At 67.6% G+C, this 20,538-nt stretch carries 18 protein-coding genes and 6 pseudogenes; 14 read left to right on the top strand and 10 right to left on the bottom strand.

Features of this window, described 5'->3' with window-relative positions:
* Nucleotides 1-777 precede the first annotated feature (777 nt).
* Nucleotides 778-1,326: a DUF3291 domain-containing protein gene (locus OHO27_RS00160; protein ID WP_328419133.1), complete on the top strand. Its 549-nt coding sequence runs from the start codon at nucleotides 778-780 to the stop codon at nucleotides 1,324-1,326.
* A 551-nt stretch (nucleotides 1,327-1,877) separates the two neighbouring features.
* On the opposite strand, the pseudogene OHO27_RS00170 reads toward OHO27_RS00160, so the two are convergent.
* Both OHO27_RS00170 and OHO27_RS00175 read right to left on the bottom strand, forming a co-directional pair.
* Nucleotides 1,878-2,628: pseudogene (locus OHO27_RS00170) on the bottom strand (transposase).
* 260 nt (nucleotides 2,629-2,888) lie between these two features.
* Nucleotides 2,889-3,368 carry a hypothetical protein gene (locus OHO27_RS00175; RefSeq protein WP_328419135.1) on the bottom strand — a complete coding sequence of 160 codons (480 nt, stop codon included), beginning with the start codon at nucleotides 3,366-3,368 and terminating at the stop codon, nucleotides 2,889-2,891.
* A 1,000-nt stretch (nucleotides 3,369-4,368) separates the two neighbouring features.
* On the opposite strand from OHO27_RS00175, the gene OHO27_RS00180 reads away from it, so the two are divergent.
* Both OHO27_RS00180 and OHO27_RS00185 read left to right on the top strand, forming a co-directional pair.
* Nucleotides 4,369-4,821, top strand: a complete 453-nt coding sequence (locus OHO27_RS00180) for a GNAT family N-acetyltransferase (RefSeq protein ID WP_328419137.1) — start codon at nucleotides 4,369-4,371, stop codon at nucleotides 4,819-4,821.
* Nucleotides 4,822-5,083: 262 nt separating this feature from the next.
* On the top strand, nucleotides 5,084-5,476 hold the full coding sequence (locus tag OHO27_RS00185) for a hypothetical protein (protein ID WP_328419139.1): 393 nt from the start codon (nucleotides 5,084-5,086) through the stop codon (nucleotides 5,474-5,476).
* Between the two features lie 446 nt (nucleotides 5,477-5,922).
* Here the strand turns inward: OHO27_RS00185 and OHO27_RS00190 are convergent, their stop codons facing one another.
* On the bottom strand, nucleotides 5,923-6,438 hold the full coding sequence (locus tag OHO27_RS00190; protein ID WP_328419141.1) for a hypothetical protein: 516 nt from the start codon (nucleotides 6,436-6,438) through the stop codon (nucleotides 5,923-5,925).
* Between the two features lie 1,028 nt (nucleotides 6,439-7,466).
* Here OHO27_RS00190 and OHO27_RS00195 point away from each other — a divergent pair.
* From OHO27_RS00195 to OHO27_RS00225, 7 genes and pseudogenes are all read left to right on the top strand, one after another.
* Complete coding sequence (locus tag OHO27_RS00195) at nucleotides 7,467-7,901, top strand: transposase domain-containing protein (protein WP_328419143.1); 435 nt, start codon at nucleotides 7,467-7,469, stop codon at nucleotides 7,899-7,901.
* Between the two features lie 539 nt (nucleotides 7,902-8,440).
* A pseudogene (locus OHO27_RS00200) lies at nucleotides 8,441-9,637 on the top strand (IS110 family transposase).
* A 13-nt stretch (nucleotides 9,638-9,650) separates the two neighbouring features.
* Nucleotides 9,651-10,373: pseudogene (locus tag OHO27_RS00205) on the top strand (transposase); the annotation flags it as partial.
* A gap of 781 nt (nucleotides 10,374-11,154) precedes the next feature.
* Nucleotides 11,155-11,880 (top strand): DUF969 domain-containing protein, encoded by a 726-nt coding sequence (locus tag OHO27_RS00210; RefSeq protein ID WP_328419145.1) that lies wholly within the window; start codon nucleotides 11,155-11,157, stop codon nucleotides 11,878-11,880.
* The gene (locus OHO27_RS00215; RefSeq protein WP_328419147.1) at nucleotides 11,877-12,845 is read left to right on the top strand and encodes a DUF979 domain-containing protein; all 969 of its coding nucleotides are present in this window, start codon (nucleotides 11,877-11,879) and stop codon (nucleotides 12,843-12,845) included. Before OHO27_RS00210 ends, OHO27_RS00215 begins: the two co-directional genes overlap by 4 nt.
* Nucleotides 12,846-12,955: 110 nt before the next feature.
* Nucleotides 12,956-13,600: a pyroglutamyl-peptidase I gene (gene pcp, locus OHO27_RS00220; protein ID WP_328419149.1), complete on the top strand. Its 645-nt coding sequence runs from the start codon at nucleotides 12,956-12,958 to the stop codon at nucleotides 13,598-13,600.
* A gap of 70 nt (nucleotides 13,601-13,670) precedes the next feature.
* On the top strand, nucleotides 13,671-13,892 hold the full coding sequence (locus OHO27_RS00225; protein WP_328419151.1) for a hypothetical protein: 222 nt from the start codon (nucleotides 13,671-13,673) through the stop codon (nucleotides 13,890-13,892).
* Between the two features lie 576 nt (nucleotides 13,893-14,468).
* Here the strand turns inward: OHO27_RS00225 and OHO27_RS00230 are convergent.
* On the bottom strand, nucleotides 14,469-15,089 hold the full coding sequence (locus tag OHO27_RS00230; RefSeq protein ID WP_328419153.1) for a hypothetical protein: 621 nt from the start codon (nucleotides 15,087-15,089) through the stop codon (nucleotides 14,469-14,471).
* A gap of 98 nt (nucleotides 15,090-15,187) precedes the next feature.
* Nucleotides 15,188-15,376 (bottom strand): annotated as a pseudogene (locus tag OHO27_RS00235) (transposase); the annotation flags it as partial.
* 1 nt (nucleotide 15,377) lies between these two features.
* Here OHO27_RS00235 and OHO27_RS43005 point away from each other — a divergent pair.
* Complete coding sequence (locus OHO27_RS43005) at nucleotides 15,378-15,632, top strand: DUF202 domain-containing protein (RefSeq protein ID WP_443059494.1); 255 nt, start codon at nucleotides 15,378-15,380, stop codon at nucleotides 15,630-15,632.
* A gap of 139 nt (nucleotides 15,633-15,771) precedes the next feature.
* Here the strand turns inward: OHO27_RS43005 and OHO27_RS00240 are convergent, their stop codons facing one another.
* From OHO27_RS00240 to OHO27_RS00255, 5 genes and pseudogenes are all read right to left on the bottom strand, one after another.
* Nucleotides 15,772-15,969 (bottom strand): IS3 family transposase, encoded by a 198-nt coding sequence (locus OHO27_RS00240; protein ID WP_328419155.1) that lies wholly within the window; start codon nucleotides 15,967-15,969, stop codon nucleotides 15,772-15,774.
* Nucleotides 15,970-16,025: 56 nt separating this feature from the next.
* Nucleotides 16,026-16,073 (bottom strand): annotated as a pseudogene (locus tag OHO27_RS43010) (hypothetical protein); the annotation flags it as partial.
* The gene (locus OHO27_RS43015) at nucleotides 16,067-16,465 is read right to left on the bottom strand and encodes an IS3 family transposase (RefSeq protein WP_443059495.1); all 399 of its coding nucleotides are present in this window, start codon (nucleotides 16,463-16,465) and stop codon (nucleotides 16,067-16,069) included. The gene OHO27_RS43015 and the pseudogene OHO27_RS43010, both read right to left, overlap by 7 nt.
* Nucleotides 16,466-17,493: 1,028 nt before the next feature.
* Entirely contained in the window at nucleotides 17,494-18,399 is a 906-nt protein-coding gene (locus OHO27_RS00250; RefSeq protein ID WP_328419159.1) for an IS3 family transposase, read from the bottom strand.
* A 2-nt stretch (nucleotides 18,400-18,401) separates the two neighbouring features.
* A complete protein-coding gene (locus tag OHO27_RS00255) occupies nucleotides 18,402-18,689 on the bottom strand; it encodes a transposase (RefSeq protein WP_328419161.1) in 288 nt (95 codons plus the stop codon).
* Between the two features lie 50 nt (nucleotides 18,690-18,739).
* Here OHO27_RS00255 and OHO27_RS00260 point away from each other — a divergent pair.
* The 3 genes and pseudogenes from OHO27_RS00260 to OHO27_RS00270 form a co-directional block, all read left to right on the top strand.
* Nucleotides 18,740-18,967, top strand: a pseudogene (locus tag OHO27_RS00260) (hypothetical protein); the annotation flags it as partial.
* Between the two features lie 65 nt (nucleotides 18,968-19,032).
* Nucleotides 19,033-19,575 carry a hypothetical protein gene (locus OHO27_RS00265; RefSeq protein WP_328419163.1) on the top strand — a complete coding sequence of 181 codons (543 nt, stop codon included), beginning with the start codon at nucleotides 19,033-19,035 and terminating at the stop codon, nucleotides 19,573-19,575.
* A gap of 605 nt (nucleotides 19,576-20,180) precedes the next feature.
* Nucleotides 20,181-20,420: a hypothetical protein gene (locus tag OHO27_RS00270; RefSeq protein WP_328419165.1), complete on the top strand. Its 240-nt coding sequence runs from the start codon at nucleotides 20,181-20,183 to the stop codon at nucleotides 20,418-20,420.
* Nucleotides 20,421-20,538 lie beyond the last annotated feature (118 nt).

Consider the following 20,538-nt stretch of genomic DNA (forward strand, 5'->3'; position numbering starts at 1 on the left):
GACCGCTTCACAGTTCCCCCGCCAACCCATCATGATCACGTCACGAGCCCTGACGGAACGTAAAACATTTGAAACGATCAGTCAACGCCCCATCCATCGCCGGGAGTCGACAATGAGACACCCACACCACACCTGAATCGCCCTTGAGTTGACCACCGCCCGGTCGCCAACAGCGACCTGCGCGTCGCCACCGGCCTGAGGCACGACGCCGTGCGGCCCGGCGTGTGACGCCGGTCAAGATTCCCCAGTCCCTGGCTGTGCCCAAGCCACCTCCCCAACACCCGACCTCCCCCTCGCTCAACTCCAGCAGGGACATGGGCGAAAGAAGTCAGGCTCGGAAGACGCCTGCCTGAGCAGTCTGTAGCTGATTCCGCGTTTGACGGCCACGCCGGATCGCCGCGTACAGCTCGACCTTCAACACCCCCGGCATGACCAGCACCTTTCACCAGGAGCATCTCGATGCTGCCCTGGCAAGAACCTCAGTGCCTCCCAAACCCATCGACAAGTGACTTCACTGCTGCTCGGCCAAGCCAAAGCGGCCCAGTTCCGCAAGGACCTGCGCAAGAGGCCACTTGGACAGGGAAACCGCAACTTCGACATGGCTCGCAGAGGCCGCTACCTTCATCCGGTCTTCGGTGGTCGCCCACGGTCGCACAGGGATTCCTTCAGGCTGGGCCGACCGCGACGGGACGACTCGGTCACGCCCCACGAACGCTCGCCCCATGCGTAAGCCACCGAACGGGTCCACGCCAGGCAGCCCCGACCAGGGAGAGACGCATGCCCCATCTTGCTCTGTACACATTCGGCGTCCTGAAGTCACCTCTCGCCGATCCCGCACCTCTCACGCGCGAGTTCTACGACATGGGCGAGGCCGTCTACCGCAAGATCAGTCAGCACCCCGGATACCTCGCGCATGCTGAAGCGGCAGACGGTGACCGGGGTGCGCTCTTCGAGGAGGACTGGGGCGCATGGGGAGAGTTCGCCGTACCACCTTGGTACAGCAAGGGCCATACGCCGCAAACCACCGCCCTGGCCGCGACCCTCTCGCTCTGGACCGACCTGCACTCCGCCTTCGACGCCATCTACACCGGCCTGCACCGTGAGGCGCTGAACAGGCGTTACGACTGGTTCGAGAGGACAGGGCACCCGAATTACGTGTTCTGGTGGGTCCCCGACGGCGTGATACCCACCTGGCGGGACGGGGTTTCCAGGCTAGAGCACCTCCACGACCACGGCTCCGCGCCGCACGCCTTCACCTTCCACGGCTCATCCGCTCCTACAGCCGTTCGATCCACTGCTCTTCTTGGCCGACGCAGGCAACGGTGACCTCTTTACACTCCTCCTCGGGATCGACCGGCCCGATGTCTTCGTCTGGAACCACGAGGACGTCAGCCGCGCGTGGGTTCCACCAAGCCTGTCCAAGTACCTCGAATGGTGGCTGACAGGCCAGATCAAGCGGTGGCGGCATGCCGCAATGCCCCCGGGCCACCGGCTGCGTTGCGACTGCCGCACGCCGATCACGATGCTGCGCCGAGAAGGAGCCGACCGCACTCGTCCAGGGCGCCCGTGGTCGCTGCTGCTGGCGGACAGAGTGCTCCTGGCCGCGGCGTACCGGCAGAACAGCCTGACATCTCGCAACGGGCGCCTCGTCCGGTCGCCTTCTGGCAGCGGGCCATTGGGTTCTTCGCGCGCGGAGGGGGTGGCACTTGGTGGGCCACCGCACAGGACTCTTGGATCAAGCCGGCCGCGCTTCTCGGTGCGGCAATCGGGGCCCTGGGCTCGGTCGCCACCGGCGGCTTCGTATGAACATCGAACACGCCGCGGTTTCCGTGCCGCTCAAAGCACTGAATAACTGTTGTGGGAACCAGTGAGCTCTTTCAGCGGTGCCGCTCCAGGGTGAGGACGGCCGCAGCGATTGACGACATGCGATTCGGGCTGGACCTGGATCTGCGAAAGATCCGCCAGGACTTCAGGCGTGCCGCACCCCGCTCCACCGGTGCTCGCGCCGTCGACAGCGCGCGGTTGACGGTTTGCTGGGGTGGGTGTGAGCTCGCGGCCCGGCGGACGTCTGAGGGGTGTCGTGACCCAGGGACCGGCTCCCATGTAGGCACGGTCGGCGAGGACCGGTATGCCTTGGCGTTCACAGATCCGGATGATCCGGTGGGTACGGGCCGCGGTGAGGTCGTGGGCACGGCCGGGCAGTGCGGGCGAGATCCACACGAGCCGCCCGGCCGGATCGGTCACCACCTGGACATTCACCCCGTGCCTGCGGTGCTTGTGGGAGAAGTCGGCCCGGCTGTCGCCGACCCGGTCGCACTGCGCCAGGGTGCCGTCGATCAGGACATGGTCCGGGTCGGCTTCGCGCAGTGCGCGCAGCAGGCCGGGCGCGCGGGCGGCGAGCAGGTCGACGACGGCTGCCGCGTAGGCGTGGGCGGTGCCGACACAAATGCCGAACCCGGCCGCCAGTTGCGCGAGGGTGTCGTGTCGGCGCAGGTACACCAGGCCGACCAGGGCACGCTGGTGCGGCGGGACCTTGCAGCGGCGGTCACCCTCACGGTTGACGATGAGCATGGTGACCCACTCGACCCGGGCGTGAGGCAGGTCGAGTGCGGCAGGACAGGGAACCAACGAGGCTCCTGTGCCAATGAGTTGAGACGTCGAACACCTCCCTCAACGGCACGGGAGCCTCGTGCGTTGCGGACGCCGAAGCCGTCACCCGATCAGTGGCCACGCCGAAAAGGCTCAGTGAATAGAGCCAGACGGCCGCACACGAAAGGGCGCCCCGTGCGCTGTCGTGCGGGGCGCCCTTCGCATTGCCGGGTCAGCCGGTGAGCCGCTGGAGGTCGGTGAGGATCGGACCGACGCCCTTGTCACTGCCCGATAGCGGGCTAAATGGCAGGGCTTCCTGTGAAGTCGAGCCGGTACTCCCCCATGCCGTCATTCACAACGTCGTAGACCACCGTGAAATCGGCGGTCATCTGGCCGGGTGTCCCGGGTGTCCAGACTGTCTGGCACAGCCTGCTGCCGTTCACAGCGCTGTTTATGTGACTGGTGATGTCGCAGACCGCGCCCTTCTGCACGACGTCGTACTTCTCGAGGCGCGAGTGGAGCTGCACGTAATGGTAGTCGTTGTCACCGGCCTGCCCCCAGTTGAATTCCACGTTCGCTCGGTACGGCCCTGTGTGGTCCCTCTGTACGCAGACATACACAAAGACGTTCGGAGAGAGGCCCCACGCAGTCAGCTCTTTTCTCTGCTCACTGGCGCACCTGTTGGCCGAAATCTCGGCAGAGGCGGGCTGCGCCATGCCGATGGGCAGTACCAGGGCTGCGGCGGCCACGGCCGCCCCTTTGAACAGGCTCGCAGTCAAGGGTCACTCCTCAAGATCAACTTATGTGACTGAACTACGACTGCCGACACCAGGAAATGGTTGTACGGCGATCTGGCAGGTCAGGCGGCGGCGAAGAGGCCGGGTCTGTTCGGGCGCGGCCCGCGGCCGGGAGCGCGGGCAGCTCGAAAGGGCCGCAGCCGGGACGACGCGGGCAGCTCAGGGGTGGTGACCGGGTGGACGGCCTCGGCGCGCAGGTCGTCGACGGCCCCGGGTCCAGGAGGTGCGAAGCGATCTCCTTGCGAGGCGGACACCCAACCGGCCGGCGGCCGGCGGGCGAGGCGGCACGCGCAGCTGCGCGGTAAGGGGTTGACCGACCGTGTGACGCTGGCGCAGGCCGGCCGGACGCGGGTGTGGTTCGCCACTGAGTACGGGGCGCAGGCCCGCCGCGGAAATGGCCGTTGCTGCAGGAACGGCCGATGGGGTTGCGGACCGGACCGCTGCACGGCTGCGGGTGGGGCAGATGGCGGTCAGGGCTCGCGGCAACGTGCACTTCGTTGCGCTTGCGCGAGTTGAGGCCCGCAGAAGGTGCCGTGGACACCGGACAAAGGCGCGCTCCGGGCCAGGAAGACCATCGGGTTCCCGACGGGATCGAAGGGCTGTCCCGTAAATGATCTCAGGTGTGCTGGCTGGCCAGCTCGTTGCTTCCTCATCCCGTGAAGGTGCGGTTGCACAGGCGGACGACGCCGAGCATGGCCCTGGTGGACGCCTTCACCCTTCAGGCGGCATCGACGACACCTCCCGGATCGACATCGGCGCGCGCCTTCTGCGTACCGCCCTGACCACGCTCTTCCCCGCGGGACCCTGCCGCCCCAGTACGTCCTCCAACCCGTCCCGCCGACTTGGAGAGACGACTTCACCACTGAACGCCGCATCAAAGACCGGCTAGAGGTGGTGCGGCGCGCCCGGCGGCGAGGTTTTCGTCGAGAGGCTCCGCTACCGCTGGACGTCCAGCACACCCTTGCCCCCACAGCTCGGCCGGATGACCTTCCAGACAGTGAGGAGCGATGAGGAAGCGATCGATCTCCTCACCCGCATCCTTCCAGGCACGCTCGATGCCTACAGCCAAGCCGACGTCGCCCGTTCCTCGGCCGAGGACCATGCCCGCGTGCAGTACCACGACGAGCTACTGAGCTATTCCAGTCCATGTGCATGGTGGCGGATCGGTGTCCGGAGCGCCGGCGAACCGGTCGGCATGGTTGTCCCGGCCCAAAGCCCGAACGGATTCGTGATCGCCTACCTCGGGGTCGTCGAAGGCCACCGGGGACACGGCTTCGTCAACGACCTACTCGCCGAAGGCACCCGCATCCTGGCCACCCAGGGCGCCGAACGCTTCACCGCCGACACCGACCTGGCAAACCAACCGATGGCCAGGACCTTCCAGCACGCCGGGTACGACAACTTCGCTGGGCGCATTGACATGCGCTGGGACTAGTTGGCCGCCTCCTTACGCCAAGGACGGCATGGCACGTAGGACCTCAGACTCGGGCCCCCTCACGAAGGATCACGACTGCAGGCCTTCTGCCTACCTCACCTGCACTGCCGGGCCCCGGTCCTTCCAGCACCCGTGTCGTCCCCTTGGCGGCTGGCCTTCGATCTACGGGACAGCCCTGAGCCCGGTCTGCACCCGCCACCCTTTGGGGCCGGACAACGCAAGCGCCCCGAACGGTGAGTCCTGGGCCTACGCTGGGGCCGTGATGATCAGGGGGACAGGCAGACGGTGGCTCGTCGCCACGCTGACCGCTTCCGCAGCACTCACCTCAGGGTGTACGGACTCGGTTGACACCGACGAACTGCCCGATGTGTACCGCAACGACGCGACCGGCGGCGAGATCTTACTCGAGACCGACGGGACGTTCTCTGCCACTGATGTGTCGACAGACACGATCTCCGGCCCCGCCGACTTCAGCGGCCGATGGGAATTCGCCGACAGCAACTCCTCCAGTGACTTCATCTACCTGACGGTCGATGACGGTGGACTCGGCAAGACCGGCGGTATCCAGCTCTACACGAGCGGCAGAGAGACGGTGGAGTTCCGCACCCCTGACAAGCCGCCGTCCCTGGTCCTCACCAGGGTGGCCGCGCCGTAGGTCCTGTGCGCCCAGTGCCGTGTGCACGGTGGGGCCCGGACCGAGCGGTCCGGGCCCCACCGTGGGCGGCTTCTGCTGTTCTGGATCGAGTTCCCCCGTATCCCGGGGATCGGATCAACGCATCGCGTGCGCCCCTGGCATGAAAGGTGCGGTGCGTGCGGTGGCGGCCGTGCGGTCCCCGCCGTGGGCGTCTTGGCCGTCCCTGGCTCTGGGCTGGTTCCCGGTGCCGGCGCCGCGGTCAACGGTCCGGCCCGGATCGCCTCGGGGCAGGAGGCCGGCCGTCCCCCTCTCTACCCGTTGAGGGGGACGGCCGGGGCAAGGGGCAGGGGTGGCGGCGTCTGCTGCCGTCTCACGGTTCGGCGGTCAGGGGCAGGCCCTGCGGCGGTGGGCCGGGGTCCACATGCCACACGGGCCGGGTTGCCGCTGTCCCTGGGCCGGCGTCGGGGTCAGTGGTGCTTCCTGTCGACTGCCCGGAAGCTGCCGACGAGGGCGAACGGCACCACGCTCCCGTCGAAAACAACCGTTCCGGGGATGGCGCTGCTGGAGTCTCCGCGCCCGATGGTCGCAATTGCAGCACCGTTGTCGCACGTGATTCCGGTGAAGAATTCTATCCTCTTGTCGGTTTCATTCCGGACGTTGAAGCTGGTCGCCGGACTACTGATTACGGCGATGCACTCGCCCCCCTTGACCGAATACGTCCGCTCGTTGACATAAACCCGTTCGCGGTCGTCATCGTCCCTCCAGTCGCCGTGATTCGACCGCCCGTCCCCGCCCGTCTGCCCGTCCCCGCCCGTCTGCCCGTTCCCGCCCACGTCCCCTCCCTGAGGCAAGGCAGCAGCCTCCTGCACCGACGCGGCGGACTCCGGAACCGAATTTGAAGCCGACGCATAGTTCACGGTGGTTGCAGCGACAACGGTGACGCCCACCGACAATGCGATCCCGACCACGGTACGCGTACGCATTCCGCTTCTCCCTCTCGCAGGCATTCGTTTCTCCATCTCTCAGGGATGCCAGCCGACCAGGCCGCCTACGAATGAACCTACTCACGCCGAATTCTGTCGCCACTTCAGAAATCTGCGGGGGACGCCAGGAAGGGGCCGATCGGGCGTTCAAGAATCCGGAACCGTACATGTGACGGCTCGTCAAAAAGCGGAGGCAGAAGTGACTTGGCCACACACATGGGCCATACGAGGGATCTGACTGACTCCCCGTCACACTTCTGCGCGCGTGTCGGGCATTGACAACGCTCCGCACGCCGACTAGGACGCATCTTCCGGCATCGGGATCTGCCCTGATCAGCGCCTCACAGCAGGAACTGTAGCGGGCACACACACCCACCACGGACAGACTTGCCGAAGCCGCGACACAAAGACCGCAACCCAGCCGGTCCGCCCCCCCCCAGCCACAGCAAGGAGACCCGGCACCACCGTCCTGCCCTACCGGCCCCCATCCATCCACCGTGAGCGCACGCCCGCTGCACCCCCGGCACGCAACGAAGGCCCGGCGCCCGAACAACCACCCTCACCCGACACCCTCACCGGACCTGCCCACCCGCATGACGACCTCCGCAGCAGCCCTCGCAGCGCCGGCCCTCAAGCTGCTCACTGCGCACCGGGCCGACATCACAGCCACCACGCGGCTCCTGCCCGCCCTGATCTCCCGGATGCCAACCATCCTGACGAGCATGGACACAGCCGCCGGCGGACCCGTGCTGCACGAAACCAGACGAACCCAGGACAGCCGGCAGGACGAGAGGCGGCCGCATGAAGCTCCTCTCCGAACACCTTCCCCCGTTATGTTTCCCGCGGTCCTGCAAGAGGATCGCTGGCCTCCGGGCCCGGCATGACTGTTCCCCCCTGTCGAACGGATGACAATGCCGTTGCTTTTGCGGGGTCCGGGCGGTTGAAGCGGTGTGTTGATATCGCGGCTGGAGCGACTGGGGTTGGGGGTCCTGACCCGGTCGTGTCCGCCTGACCTGGTGGACCGGGTGGTGGGCGAGGCGGGTCGCTCGGAGAAGCGTCGGCGTCTGTTGTCCGCCCGGTTCACGGTGTACTTCGTGCCGGCGATGTGCTTGTTCCCGCAGGCCGACTACCTGGAGGTCCTCCGGCTGGTGAAGACCGGCGACAAGGGATTGCGGTCCTGGTCCGGGGTGAACAAGTCGTCTCTGACCAGGGCCCGGCAGCGGCTCGGCTGGCCGGTGATGCGGGAACTGTTCCGGTCCGTGGCCCGGCCGCTCGGCGCGGACGGCGAGCTGTTCCGAGGGCTGCGGGTGCTGGCCCTGGACGGGATACTGCTGGCCGTGCCCGACTCTGCGGGCAACAACGACGCCTTCGGCAAGTCCGGATCCCAGCGCAGTCCCATGGGCTATCCGCAGGCCAGAGTGGTCGCGGTGGCCGCGTGCGGCAGGAGATCTACGCGCACTTGATCGTGCACCATGCCACCCGGGATCTGCTGGACGAGGCCGCCCGCCTGCACCGCAGCATCGCCGAGCGGACCTCGTTCACACGGGCCCTGCACGTCGTCCGCCGCTCGGTAATCTCACCGAGCGGCTTTTCCCCCCTCGGCTCGCAAGCGGGACCGACGCCTCGGACTCTCTGAAATCGGCTGCAGCCTGCTACCCCGCCGCCGATCCCGTGACTGCCCTCGCAAGATCCGCTCCTGCATCACCGGCTACGCAAGCAAAGCCCCTGGCGAACCCTCCAGCAGCCGACGTCCACCGGTCGCCGTGGCCTTGAACAACCGGTGGCACGACCACTAAAGCAACGGCATTGGAACGGATGACCTGGGGGGTGGTGCCACCGGGCCCGAGAGGCGCCCTTGGAGACGCTGATGAGAGGTCCGACTACCGCCTGGCCTGGCGCAATGGGCGACCGCTTGCGGGCGGCAGGTCTGCATATCGTGGATGCGCGCACACGACGCCAACGCCCTGGCCAGCACTGCACAAACCCCGTTCGGGAGGACGGTTTGGACGACATCGACGACGTGGGCGTCTTCCTCGGCCTGGACGTCGGCAAGAGCACCCACCACGGGCACGGGCTCACGCCGGCCGGCAAGAAGGTCTTCGACAAGCAACTGCCCAACAGCGAGCCGAAACTGCGGGCCGTCTTCGACAAGCCGGCCGCGAAGTCCGGCACCGTCCTGGTCATCGTGGACCAACCAGCCTCGATCGGAGCCCTGCCCCTGACGGTCGCCCGGGACGCCGGCTGCAACGTCGCCTACCTGCCCGGACTCGCGATGCGGCAGATCGCCGACCTCTACCCCGGCGAGGCGAAGACCGACGCGAAGGACGCCGCAGTGATCGCGGACGCCGCACGGACCATGCCGCACACCCTGCGCTCGTTGGAACTGACATCACCGCCGAACTGACCGTCCTAGTGGGCTTCGATCAGGACCTCCCGGCCGAGGCGACCCGCACCTCCAACCGGACACGCGGCCTGCTGACCCAGTTCCACCCCAGCCTGGAACGCGTCCTCCGCCCCCCGTCCGGACCACCACGCCGTGACCTGGCTGCTGGAACGCTACGGTTCCCCAGCCCCGCTGCGAAAGGCCGGTCGACGCAGGCTCGTTGAGGTGATCCGGCCCAAGGCCCCGCGTATGGCCGCCCGGCTGATCGACGAGGTCTTCGACGCGCTCGACGAGCAGACCGTCGTGGTCCCCGGCACCGGCACTCTCGACATCGTGATCCCATCTCTGGCCCGCTCGCTCGCTGCCGTCCACGAACAGCGACGAGCCCTGGAAACGCAGATCGGACAGCTGCTGGAGGCTCACCCTCTTCCCCCCGGTCCTGACCTCGATTCCGGGAGTCGCAGTCAGGACCGCCACCACCTTGCTGGTCACCGTCGGCGACGGCACCAGCTTCCCCACCGCCGCCCACCTCGCCTCCTACACCGGCCTCGCCCCGACCACGAAATCGTCGGGAACCTCGATCCACGGCGAACACGCACCCAGAGGCGGCAACCGGCAGCTCAAACGCGCAATGTTCCTGTCCCGTTCGCCGCCCTGCACGACCCCGCCTCCCGCACCTACTACCACCGCTGCCGGGCCAGAGGAAAGACCCACACCCAGGCCCTCCTCCACCTCGCCCGACAACGCATCAACGTACTCTTCGCGATGCTCCGCGACGGCACCTTCTACGAACCCAGAACCCCACACCTCGCTTGACGAAAGACATAGAGGCACCCCCCCCCCGCTGGAACGGGCCTTCGACTACTCCGCCGCTAAGGGCCCGGTCGTCATGCTGACCGAGTACCAGACCCCGGCCGCCCTGCGCCGGATCGGCGTCAAACGGCTGACGACCTGGCTGGAGCGCCGCAAGGTCCGCGGCGTCGGCACCGTCGCGGCCAAGGCCGTCGAGGCCGCCCAGTCCCAGACGACCGCTCTGCCCGGCCAGGACCGGGCCGCGAAGCTGGTGCGCGACCTTGCCCACCAGCTCCTGGCTCTGGACGAGCGGATCAAGGGCAACGACCGGGAGATCCAGGAGACTTTCCGCACGATGAACGCGCCGAGATCATCGAGTCCATGCCCGGCATGGGCCCGATCCTCTGGGCCGAGTTCGTCGCCATCGTCGGGGACCTGTCCTGCTACCGCGACGCCGGCCGCCTCGCCTCGCACGCCGGCCTCGCCCCGGTGCCCCCGCGACTCCGGCCGCCGCACCGGCAACCACCACCGGCCCAAACGCCAGAACCGACGCCTGCGCTGGCTGTTCTACATGTCTGCGCAGTCCGCGATGATGCGCCCCGGCCCCTCCCGGGACTACTACCTCAAGCAGCGCGCCGAGGGACTGCTGCACACCCAGGCCCTGCTCTCGCTCGCCCGCCGCAGGGCCGACGTTCTCTGGGCGACGCTGCGTGACAAGAGGCTGTTCACCTCCGCTCCGCCGGTCACGGAGGCGGCTTGACTTCGTCATTGAGATTCTCCTTCGGCGTCATGTCGGTGGGCACGCCGTACGTGGCGAGGTGGTCAAGGTCCAGGGCGCACCGCCCGAAGCCGGGGCAACGACGCGAGTTTCTGGTCGATGGCACCGGGCATGCGGCGCATGACCTGCTGGTCGACCACGGCCGATTCGACATCGTGGAGGAACCCGATCCGGACGCCGACTCGGTCAACCCGGCGTCGAAAGCACGTCATGCCCTATCGGTGTCGTTCAACGGGCCGCGAGCCTTGCGCGCAGCCCTGGCGAGGTCCAAGTCTGTGGTCTCCGTAGCGAGGAACTGCGAGACCAGACCACCGAGGGCGAGCACCCCGCGCCGACGAGGAGCACGAACTCCACCCCGAACCGGTCCAGCCCCATCGCCGGCAGGGAAAGGCCAACGGCCGCGCCGACCGGGCTCATCGCGGTGGCGAAGCCGACTTCTGTGGTGCGCAGCGAGGTCGGAAAGACCCCCAGCCGGTAGACGGCGGTCGGCGTGCTGGAAGCGGCGTTGAGGAAGATGAGAACAGGAAGCCGCCGACGGCAGGTCCTGTCGATGACGCTCAGCCCGCCGTCCCGCCCGCCATGGCGGTGAGCCGGTCCAGCAACCCATCCAACAACTTTGCCGCCGCACCCGAGGGGCACATGGGCTCCAAACGTTCACACGATCCTCTTGTCGGATCGTTGAACAATCCCCTAGTGTCCGGGCCACCCCCGCCCGTCCCAGTGGCCCACTCGGGCTCACTCGCGCGGAAGAAGGCCGAAACGCATGATCGTTCTCCTCGGCGTGCTCGTGGTGATCCTCGGATTCGTCACACGCCGCAACCCCGTTCTCGTGGTGGGCGTCGCCGGTGTGGTCACCGGTCTCCTCGCCAAGATGAATCCACTGGAGGTGCTCGCCACCTTCGGCAAGAGCTTCGCCGACAGCCGCTCGGTGACGATGTTCGCGGCGATCCTCCCTGTCATCGGTCTGCTGGAGCGGTACGGGCTGCGTGAGCAGGCCCGCAGTCTCATCGGCAGGCTGAAGGGGCTCACCCCGGGCCGCTTCCTCACCGCCTACTTGCTGATCCGCCAACTGACCGCTGCCGTCGGGCTCACCGCCGTCGGCGGCCACGCCCCCGCCGTCCGGCCGCTCATCGCACCGATGGCCGAGGCCGCGGCCGAGCGCAGGTCCGGCCGCTCGCTGCCCGACAAGGTCCGCGAGAAGGTGCGCTCACACTCGGCGGGCACCGACAACGTCGGCCTGTTCTTCGGCGAGGACTGCTTCATCGCCATCGGCTCGATCCTCCTGATCACCGCCTTTGTGAACACCACCTACGACGTGCACCTGGAGCCTGTCGACCTCGCTCTGTGGGCAATCCCCACCGCCGTCCTCGCGTTCGCCGTCCACGGCTACCGGCTGATGCGCCTCGACAAGCAGCTGGAACGCGACATGGCGGCCATCGACTCGGCGCCCGAGCCGGTTCCCGCCAAGGCCAAGGAGGAGACCAAGTGATCAAGATCGAGTGGTTCTTCTGGCTCCTCGGCCTCATCACCGTCATCAACGCCGGTCAGATGGCGGTCGACCGGTCCAACCCCAAGCGCCTGACGTCAGCCGCCTTTTGGGGCCTGCTCGGGGTGTCCTTCTGGTACGGGACCGGGGTCGCCGCCGAGAGCCTGCCCGCAGAGCCGCTCGGCGCCGCGGTCCTCGCCATGATCGGCCTCGCCGGGTTCAACCTGCTGGCCGGCGGCGTGCCGCGGACCACCACGCCCGAGGACCGGACAGCGTCCGCCGCGTCCCTCGGCAAGAGACTCTTTCTGCCCGCTCTCGTCATCCCGGCTGTCGCGATCGCCTGCGCGACCGTACTCAAGGGTTTCACCATCGGTGGCACACCGCTGCTGGAGCCCAAGTCCGAGACGCTGATCGGTCTCGTACTCGGCTGCGTCGCCGCACTCGTCGTGGCCATGTTCGTCACCGGCGAGAAGAAGCTCTCGGTGCCCCTGAACGACGGACGCTCCCTCATGGAGACCATGGGAGCCGCCCTGCTGCTGCCCCAGCTTCTCGCCGTGCTCGGCTCGGTCTTCGCGGCGGCCGGTGTCGGCGACCAGGTCGGCCGGATCACGAACGCGATTCTCCCGGAGGGCCAGCGGCTCGTCGCCGTCGTCGCCTACTGCCTCGGCATGGCCCTCTTCACGATCGTCATGGGCAACGCCTTCGCGGCCTTCCCGGTGATGACCGCGGCCGTCGGCTGGCCCGTACTCGTCGAGCAGATGAACGGGGACGCCGCCGCCGTCCTCGCGATCGGCATGCTCGCCGGGTTCTGCGGCACGCTCTGCACGCCGATGGCGGCCAACTTCAACGTCGTTCCCGCAGCGCTCCTCGAACTGAAGGACCAGCACGGGGTGATCAAGGCGCAGCTACCGACGGCCGGGGTGCTGCTCGGCTGCAACATCGTGATCATGGCGCTGTTCGCCTTCTGACGGGATTGCCACACCCATGGGTCGCGGCAGCCCCGTTCCCTTCTCCAACTTTCTCTCTCGACTCCCCTGCTCGCTCTGTCGACCCACGTCCCCCTGGAAGGACCGCCCCCATGACCCGCGTACTCCTCACCGGCTTCCCCCCGTTCGGCGGTCAGCAGGTCAACCCCTCGTGGCAAGCCGTCAAGCTGGTGGCGGAAACACCACCGGAGGGCGTCGACGTGGCCGCCGTGGAGCTGCCGTGTGTTTTCCGAGACGGCATCGTCCGGCTGCGCGAGGCGATCGAGCGGACCGAGCCGGAGCTCGTGGTCTGCGTGGGCCAGGCCGGCGGACGTACCGGACTCACCGTGGAACGTGTCGCCGTCAACGTCGCGGACGCCCGCATCCCCGACAACGCCGGGGCGCAGCCCATCGACGAGCCCGTAATCGAGGGCGGGCCCACGGCGTACTTCACGTCCCTTCCGCTCAAGGCGTGCGTCGCGGCGGTGCGCGAGGTGGGGGTGCCCGCCGCCGTGTCCAACACCGCCGGGACGTTCGTGTGCAACCACGTCGCCTACGGGCTTGCCCACCTCATAGCCACCCGCTTTCCCTCGGTCCGCGGCGGCTTCGTGCATGTCCCGTGGGCACCGGAGCAGGTCCTCGACCGGGCCGAGCCCTCCCTGCCCGTATCAACGATGGCCGGCGGCCTGCGCGCGCTCCTCCTGGCCGCGGCGCGCACCACCACGGACATACGGGTCGCCGAGGGCGCCATGCATTGACTCGGAACCCGGGGCACAGGCGCGGGGCAGGAAGGCTCACGGCGGTCACAGGCGGCCAGACCCGGTTGAGTTGGAGGTCGACAACGGTGTCGAGTCGTCCCCGCACGCGCTCGTTGCGGTGGGCGGCCGCGACGACGGGCGGCGGGTGGGCCTGGGCGGCACGCAGGCAGGCGGCGACGATCGCGTCGACCGTGGTCCGCACCGGATGCGGCCGGGGCCGGGCGGCGATGACGTGCCGCAGCTGCTCGCGCTCCAGCCGGTTTCCAGCATCACGGTCACGACACGGCCTTGATCGGTCGGCGCCTGCCCTGTAAGCAAAGTTCAGGGTGGACCGCCCCGATCGACAGCAGCAGCCGGATCCCGGGGTGCATCTCATCGGCGGCGGGCGGCGCCGGTGGTGGAGGGGGCAGTGGCTCTGGCCGCGACCTGGGGTTTTGCAGGGCGGGCAGATCGGTGATGCAGTACACGGCCGCCCCGAGCCTGCCGTCAGAATTCCGGTCACGGATCCAGTAGAGGAACCCGTGTCGCTCCAGTTGCTTGAGGCCCGTGGAGGTGGCGCCGACGCCCTCGCGGCCGCGGCATGCCAGCTCAGCGACAGTGACGCCAGCCGTCCCGGTGCGTGGAGACGTACCCGAAGGTCCCCTTCGCCTTGAAGGACAATGGCGAGTCGCGGAACAGCCCGTTGGCGATCTGAGTGAACTGATCGCCGGCCATCATCCCCGGTGGGCCCCCGCCCCGAAGCCGCTCTGCCTGCGACCCGGGCCTGTGTTGCGGCCCGCCGACCGCGTCGAGCAGCACGCCGGACCACCCGCGCACGTTCGTGTCCACTGCGGCCCGCCGGCGCGACGGGCCGCTGGGCACGCGGACGTCAGGACTTCGTCGGCCGTCCCGAATCCCGCTCGCCCTCGGCAGATCGGGGTACCGCCGCCGACAGCAGGGCGAACGCCAAGGCGAAGCCCAGCATCGTGAGCACACCCCTCGGCCAGAAGATGTGGCTGTCGACGAACGACCAGCAGGCGACGAACAGGATCGCGGCGCCCGGCAGTACCCGCACACCACACCGCCGCCACAGCACCGCACAGGCGGCCAGCGAGGCCACGGCCAGCCCGTACACCCCGGATCGCCCCAACTCATCGCCGGTGACGAACAGTCGACCGGCCGCCCCGTGCACCCCGTGATCCACCACGACGCCGGCGGATATGCCCGCCACCGCATCGAGACCCGAGTAGTACGCGGCGAAGCAGAGACATCCGGCCCAGCAGAGCACCACCAAAGCTCCCTCCGCGTCGCGGCGCGGCCGGCCCCACAAGGGCACCACCAGTCCGAGCACGAGGAGCGGGAAGACGGGCAGCAGGGCGATGTGCAGTCCGGCCCAGTGGCCTGCCGTCGTCGCCGTCAGATGTCGCGGGTGCATCAGGCCGGCGCCTGCCAACAGCAGTGGAGCGGCGGTCACCAGGACCATCACGCGCAACGTACGAAGGGATCGCATCGGCTCACACTAGGCAGCCGCCCGGTGGCGCTCGGCGCCCGTCGGCCATGCGTAAGACATCCGTAAGACGCGCTGCAACGTCCACCCGCCGTCGCAGCCAGCCGACGCCGGCACGTCATGCCGGAACCAAAACCCAGTTCCTGGGGCAGGTACTCCCACCGGATGCCGGTGTGCAGCACGACCAGGATCCCGCACAAGGCATGCCGGTCCGGTATCCGAGGCCGGCCTTCGACCAGCTTCGGACCCGGCTTCGTCAGCAACGGGGCGGCTTCTGTCAGGACCTCCACGGTGTGCCCCTCACCCGGGACGGACCGCCCCAGGGCGGCACACCGCCGGACGGCGGTTCGCGGCGGCAGGAGCCGGACCACCCTGGCCAACCAGCGCACCCTGCTGGCGTGGTTCCGTCCCGCGCTGGCCCTACTGGCAGCATCGTTCGCCGTCGTCAGGCTCACCCGCATCACCCCGCGCGCCCACACCTGCGCGGAGGCCCCCACCGTCGTGCCATGGCCCACGCCGGTCAGTACTCCGAGAAGGCCGCGATGATCTACCGCCCCCCGATGACGAGAGGAAGCAGGAAGTTGCTGCCGGTCTCGACGTGACCGTACGTAAGACTTGTCATGGAGCGGGGGACGAGAATCGGACTGAGCTTGTTCCGTTTTGACGGACACCCTCAGTGTGGTGGTCAGGCCGCGAGGACGGTCTCATAGTCGGCGGGGCTGCGGTAGCCGAGGCTGCTGTGCAGTCGGTGCAAGTTGTACCAGCCCTCGATGAAGTCGAAGATCGCGGTGCGGGCAGAGGCTCGATTGAGCCAGGCGGCGGTGCCGAGCAACTCGCGTTTGATGGTGGCAAAGAAGGACTCGCCGAGGCGTTGTCCCAGCATTGCCCGGTGCGTCCGACAGCCAGACGGACACCCAACTCATCGGCCAAAGCCGTGAATTGCTGACTGGTGTATTGGCAGCCGCGATCCGAGTGGAAGATCACAGAATGGGCAGGACGACGCTGCCGACAGGCGGATCGCAGAGCGTCGGCGACCAGGTCGGTCCGCAGGTGGCCCAGCCGACCACGCGGCGGGAAGCCATGTCGATGACCGTGGCCAGATAGAGCCAGCCCTCGCCGGTCGGGACGTAGGTGATGTCGCCGCAGCGGGTATTGATTCCCGCGGCGTCGGGAGCGAAGTTGCGGACCACGAGGTCGGGCCGGAGGGCGGCTCGTGGATCAGGAATCGTGGTCAAGTGCCGTCGTCTGCGGTGCCGGCCCTCCAGACCGGCCGCTCGCATCAGCCGGGCAACCCGCCGCCGGCCGCAGTCAGCACCTTCCTGCCTGAGCACGGCATGGACGCGCGGGGCTCCATAGGTTCCGCGTGAACGCACGGTCACCGCGTCGGCACAGCTCGACGATCTCGGCCTTGAACTCCGGCGTGAACGAGCGGCGAGGGCGTGGCTTCTTCTTCCCCATTCTCTCCATGATGGACATCCTTCCGGGGTAGGGCCCCTGATCTCGGATATCCGTCACAGCGGATCAAGCTCACTACGGCACCTCGCCGATACGGCGACCACCACGGCCACACGCCGGGTGGTGGCACTGTCAGCCGCACGGTTGGGAGACGAGCCCACACTGGAGAATCTGGCAAGCGGCCGGGACTCTACTGCAGCAGAGGAAGCCCAAAAGCTTCTTCGCCAGCAGTGAACCCAAACCCCGTCTCGGCGCTGCGCCGACGGGCCGGACGCGCCCCGAGGCTCAGAGGTACCGCGAGCGACAGTTCCTTCACGGCAGCGCGGGCACGTTCGGCGTCCGCTCCGTCATCAAGAGCCTCCAACGCAGCCGCTGCCGACACGCGAACGGAACGGGGCAGGCCGTCAGAGGCGGAGAGCCGGTACGCGACCGTGCGACGGCCTCCTGCTCCTCATCGCTCACCCATCAGAGGTGAGTGGGAAGACCACAGACTCATACATCGCGATGCTCAACAGGACCACGTCGGCGATCCCTTCCGCATAGCCGCCGGCCGCCAGCTATGACGGCGTGAGGCCGGGGCTGACAGGTAGCCATCCGGAGCCGGCCGGGGAAGGGCAATGACGCCTCTGGAGGACGAAAGGTCCTTCCAGACGCATCCCGGTGACATGGTCACCACGGACTTGCAACCCAGCGATGGTGGTCTCAGCCCAGCCAGGCTCCTCGTCGCACGCCATGCCCCATCATCCACGCAACTCTGGAGGATTCACCCCAGACGCTCCGAGACGGACGCCGGAGACCTCCACCACGTACGAGCGCGGCCAGGCGACCGGAAAGCTCGGCGTTCTCGGCCCGCGTTCGATCCCTCCGCAAACCACTGATGAACGGCGTCTGGCCGGGTACCCGCACGATGCCGGGTCTCGCGTGTCAATCCGCTCGAACTGTGGAGACCTTCCTATGCAGCCAGTTCCTCGGTGAAGCTGGCCCAGTAGTCGTGTTCGTAGTCGATCGGGCTCTTCCAATGGCACACGCTGTGTAGCCGACGGGTGTTGTAGAAGTCGGTGATCCAGGTCGCGATCCGGATCCGGGCCGCAGCGCGGGTGGCGAAGGTGTGCCGGTGGACGTACTCGACCTTCAGCACGCTGTTGAACGCCTCGCTGACGGCGTTGTCGAAACAAGAGCCGATCCGGCCCATGGACTGGAAGACGCCCAGTCGGCGGCAGGCCCGGCGGAACCTCCGTGAGCCGTACTCGCTCCCGCGGTCCGTGTGAAAGATGACGCCGCGCACGTCTCCACCGCGGGTCGTCGCGGCCATGTGCAGGGCGGCGACGACCAGTTCGGCATCGTGACGGGCACCCATCGCATAGCCGAGCAGGCGGCGGGAGAAGAGGTCGATGACCGTGGCCAGGTACAGCTTGCCCTCGCCGGTTTCGATCTCCGTCATGTCCCCGCACCAGACCAGGTCGGGCGCCTCGGCAGTGAAGTCGCGGCGCACGAAGTCCGGGGCGGCCGGCCGTCCGCCCGGCCGGGTCAGCCCACGCCGTCTGCACACCTTCCGCGCGACCAGGCCCAGCTCGGCCATGATCTTCGCGATGGTGTTCACCGAGACCCGCCACCCCTGCCTCACCAGCCTGATCCAGATCTTCGGCGAGCCGTAGGTGCCGCCGGACGTGTCGAACTCCTCCTTCACCGCTTCGATCAGATGCTGTCTGCGCAGCTCACGCCGGGTGGGCCGACGGGTGCGGTGCTTGTAGAACCACGACTCGCTCACGCCCAGAGCGCGGCAGGAGACGCGGTGCGAAATGCCGTGCTCGGTCCTGAAGTCGCTGATCACCCCGACGACGGACGCCGGGTCCGCCACGGCTACTTCACCCACAGGACCATGCAGCGTTTGAGGACATCACGCTCCATGACCAGTTCCTTGTTGTCCCGCTTGAGCTGGGCGTTCTCCCTCCGTAGCCGCTCCAGCTCGTCACTTCCGCCAGCCGGTGCGGTCCCTGCCCGACCGGCGCGGGAGACCCAGCTCGCCAGTGTGGTCTCGTTGATCCCCAGGTCCTCGGCGGCCTCCGCGATCGTCTTGCCGGTCTCTGTGACGATCCGTACAGCCCCCTCACGGAACTCCGAATCGAACTTCCGTCGCTTCTCCGCCATGACTCCCAACTTCCCCTGCAGTCACGGTCTCTACGCTACGAGGGGAGGGACACGAGCGCGGCTACCCAACGCAGGACTTCGAGCAACAGCTCGAAGACCTCTCGGTCCAGCACAGCCGCACACTCGAGCACTACCGGGCGGCCCACGATGTCGACGCGCTCAGCACCCGGCACGAGGCGACCACCGAACAACTGCGGGGCGCCATGGTCCACTACCGGGCTCTGTTCGACGAGCTGCTGTCCGACGGCGGCGGACCCCGCCGCCACGCCCCGGCCTGAACCGCTCAGCGACCAGCCGGCGCCCGATCAGGGCAGCCGTCAGGTCACCCGGAAGCGGAGGAACAATGCAACGCAAAGACACACCCGACACCGCCGCTTCGAGCGGCCTGTCCACTGACGACCTCGCACGCCCCCGCGACAGAAGAGCACCGGACGGTCCACCGGCAACTTCACCCGAAAACGCGCCCCTGTTCCCCGGCGAGAGCACACCTACGCCGAGCCAGAGCACCGAGGACGAGGCCGCGGTAGCGGGCTCGGATACCCGGGGCGAGAGGGCGGAGGCGGACTCCACTGCACAGTCCCAGGCCCAAGACCAGAACGGCGATGCCGAAGACGGGGCCCCGCAGCTCCTCACCCCGGAAGACGAGGAAGGCTTCCGCACACGCTGGGAACACGTGCAGGCGAAATTCGTCGACGACCCCCGCGACGCCGTGCACACCGCCGACGCGCTCGTCGCCGACGTGATGCAAAAACTGGCCACCACGTTCGCCGACCACAAACAGGAACTGGAAGGACAATGGAACCGCGGCGAACAAGCGAACACTGAGGACCTGCGCCAAGCGTTGCGCCACTACCGCTCGTTCTTCAACCGTCTACTGGTCACCTGACCCAACCCGCCCGCCCGCGCACCGCGCAGGCTGGCGTTGTTCACGAGTCATGACCAAACCCAGCGCAGGCGGTGTGTCACACCGATCCGCCAGAGTTGGAGAGCCTGCCGAGGCCGAGACGCCTCTGGCGTCTTCGAGCGTGGCGCTGCACTCCCGACAGTACGAGAACCGCACAGGACCCACGGGGTACGTAGGGTCGGCGGGACCCGACGGCCAGGACCACACCGTCAAATCGGTGTGGTCCACTCCATCCTAAAAAGCCATCGACTGAATTGGGGCGCTGAGGCAGGCCTCCTCTGCACCGGGGCCGACCAAACCACCAAGTTAGTCACTACTGCTCGGAAAGGCATTGAACTGCAGTCCACCACGTCCGCCGCGCGTTGAGCCTGCTCGCGCGTGCGCAGCCGGGCAGTCGGTTGAATGCAGGTGCGGCCGATGACGAGCGGCGTTAGACAGGAAGGATGACGTGTTCTCCTGAGAGCTGGTCGGAAATTCCGCCGGTGCTGTGTGCACAATGCGGGCTGCCTGTCACAGCGGGCCAGGAGGTTGCCGGTCTGGTTGCCGACGCGTCCGCCCTACACCCGACTGAGCCGGATCTGGACGGCGTGCGGCAGCTGATCGCCTGCTGCGAGGAACACCTCGACTTGGTGCGCTGCGCCTTTACAAGCCGGTTCGTGAAAGAAGAACTATGGGCGGCCAAGATCGCGCGGGTATTGCGCGCTCACCCAGCAGGCGTAAGCGAGGAGCAACTCACTGAAGAGAGCGGACTGAGCATCATCCAGATCGAACACACTCTGGCCTGGCAGACCACCCACCTCCTTAGAGATCAAGCAGGGGAAACCTGATTCCAGTAAGGCCTGCGGTACAGGAGATATCGAAGCAGACTTCGAACCCTCGCTCCCCATGGCAAAAGAGACATCTTTACATACGTAGCGTTACAGTCCACAGTAAAAGCAGCACCAT

Origin of the sequence: Streptomyces sp. NBC_00443 (assembly GCF_036014175.1) — a bacterium.
Taxonomy (GTDB): Bacteria; Actinomycetota; Actinomycetes; order Streptomycetales; family Streptomycetaceae; genus Streptomyces.

Excerpts from the sequence above, each read along its gene's own strand:
- OHO27_RS00230 (WP_328419153.1), bottom strand. The coding sequence starts at position 15,089 with ATGCGATCCCTTCGTACGTTGCGCGTGATGGTCCTGGTGACCGCCGCT.
- pcp (WP_328419149.1), top strand. The coding sequence starts at position 12,956 with ATGACCCGCGTACTCCTCACCGGCTTCCCCCCGTTCGGCGGTCAGCAG.
- OHO27_RS00265 (WP_328419163.1), top strand. The coding sequence starts at position 19,033 with ATGCAACGCAAAGACACACCCGACACCGCCGCTTCGAGCGGCCTGTCC.
- OHO27_RS00255 (WP_328419161.1), bottom strand. The coding sequence starts at position 18,689 with ATGGCGGAGAAGCGACGGAAGTTCGATTCGGAGTTCCGTGAGGGGGCT.
- OHO27_RS00160 (WP_328419133.1), top strand. The coding sequence starts at position 778 with ATGCCCCATCTTGCTCTGTACACATTCGGCGTCCTGAAGTCACCTCTC.
- OHO27_RS00190 (WP_328419141.1), bottom strand. The coding sequence starts at position 6,438 with ATGCGTACGCGTACCGTGGTCGGGATCGCATTGTCGGTGGGCGTCACC.
- OHO27_RS00240 (WP_328419155.1), bottom strand. The coding sequence starts at position 15,969 with ATGCTGGGACAACGCCTCGGCGAGTCCTTCTTTGCCACCATCAAACGC.
- OHO27_RS00180 (WP_328419137.1), top strand. The coding sequence starts at position 4,369 with ATGACCTTCCAGACAGTGAGGAGCGATGAGGAAGCGATCGATCTCCTC.
- OHO27_RS00185 (WP_328419139.1), top strand. The coding sequence starts at position 5,084 with ATGATCAGGGGGACAGGCAGACGGTGGCTCGTCGCCACGCTGACCGCT.
- OHO27_RS00210 (WP_328419145.1), top strand. The coding sequence starts at position 11,155 with ATGATCGTTCTCCTCGGCGTGCTCGTGGTGATCCTCGGATTCGTCACA.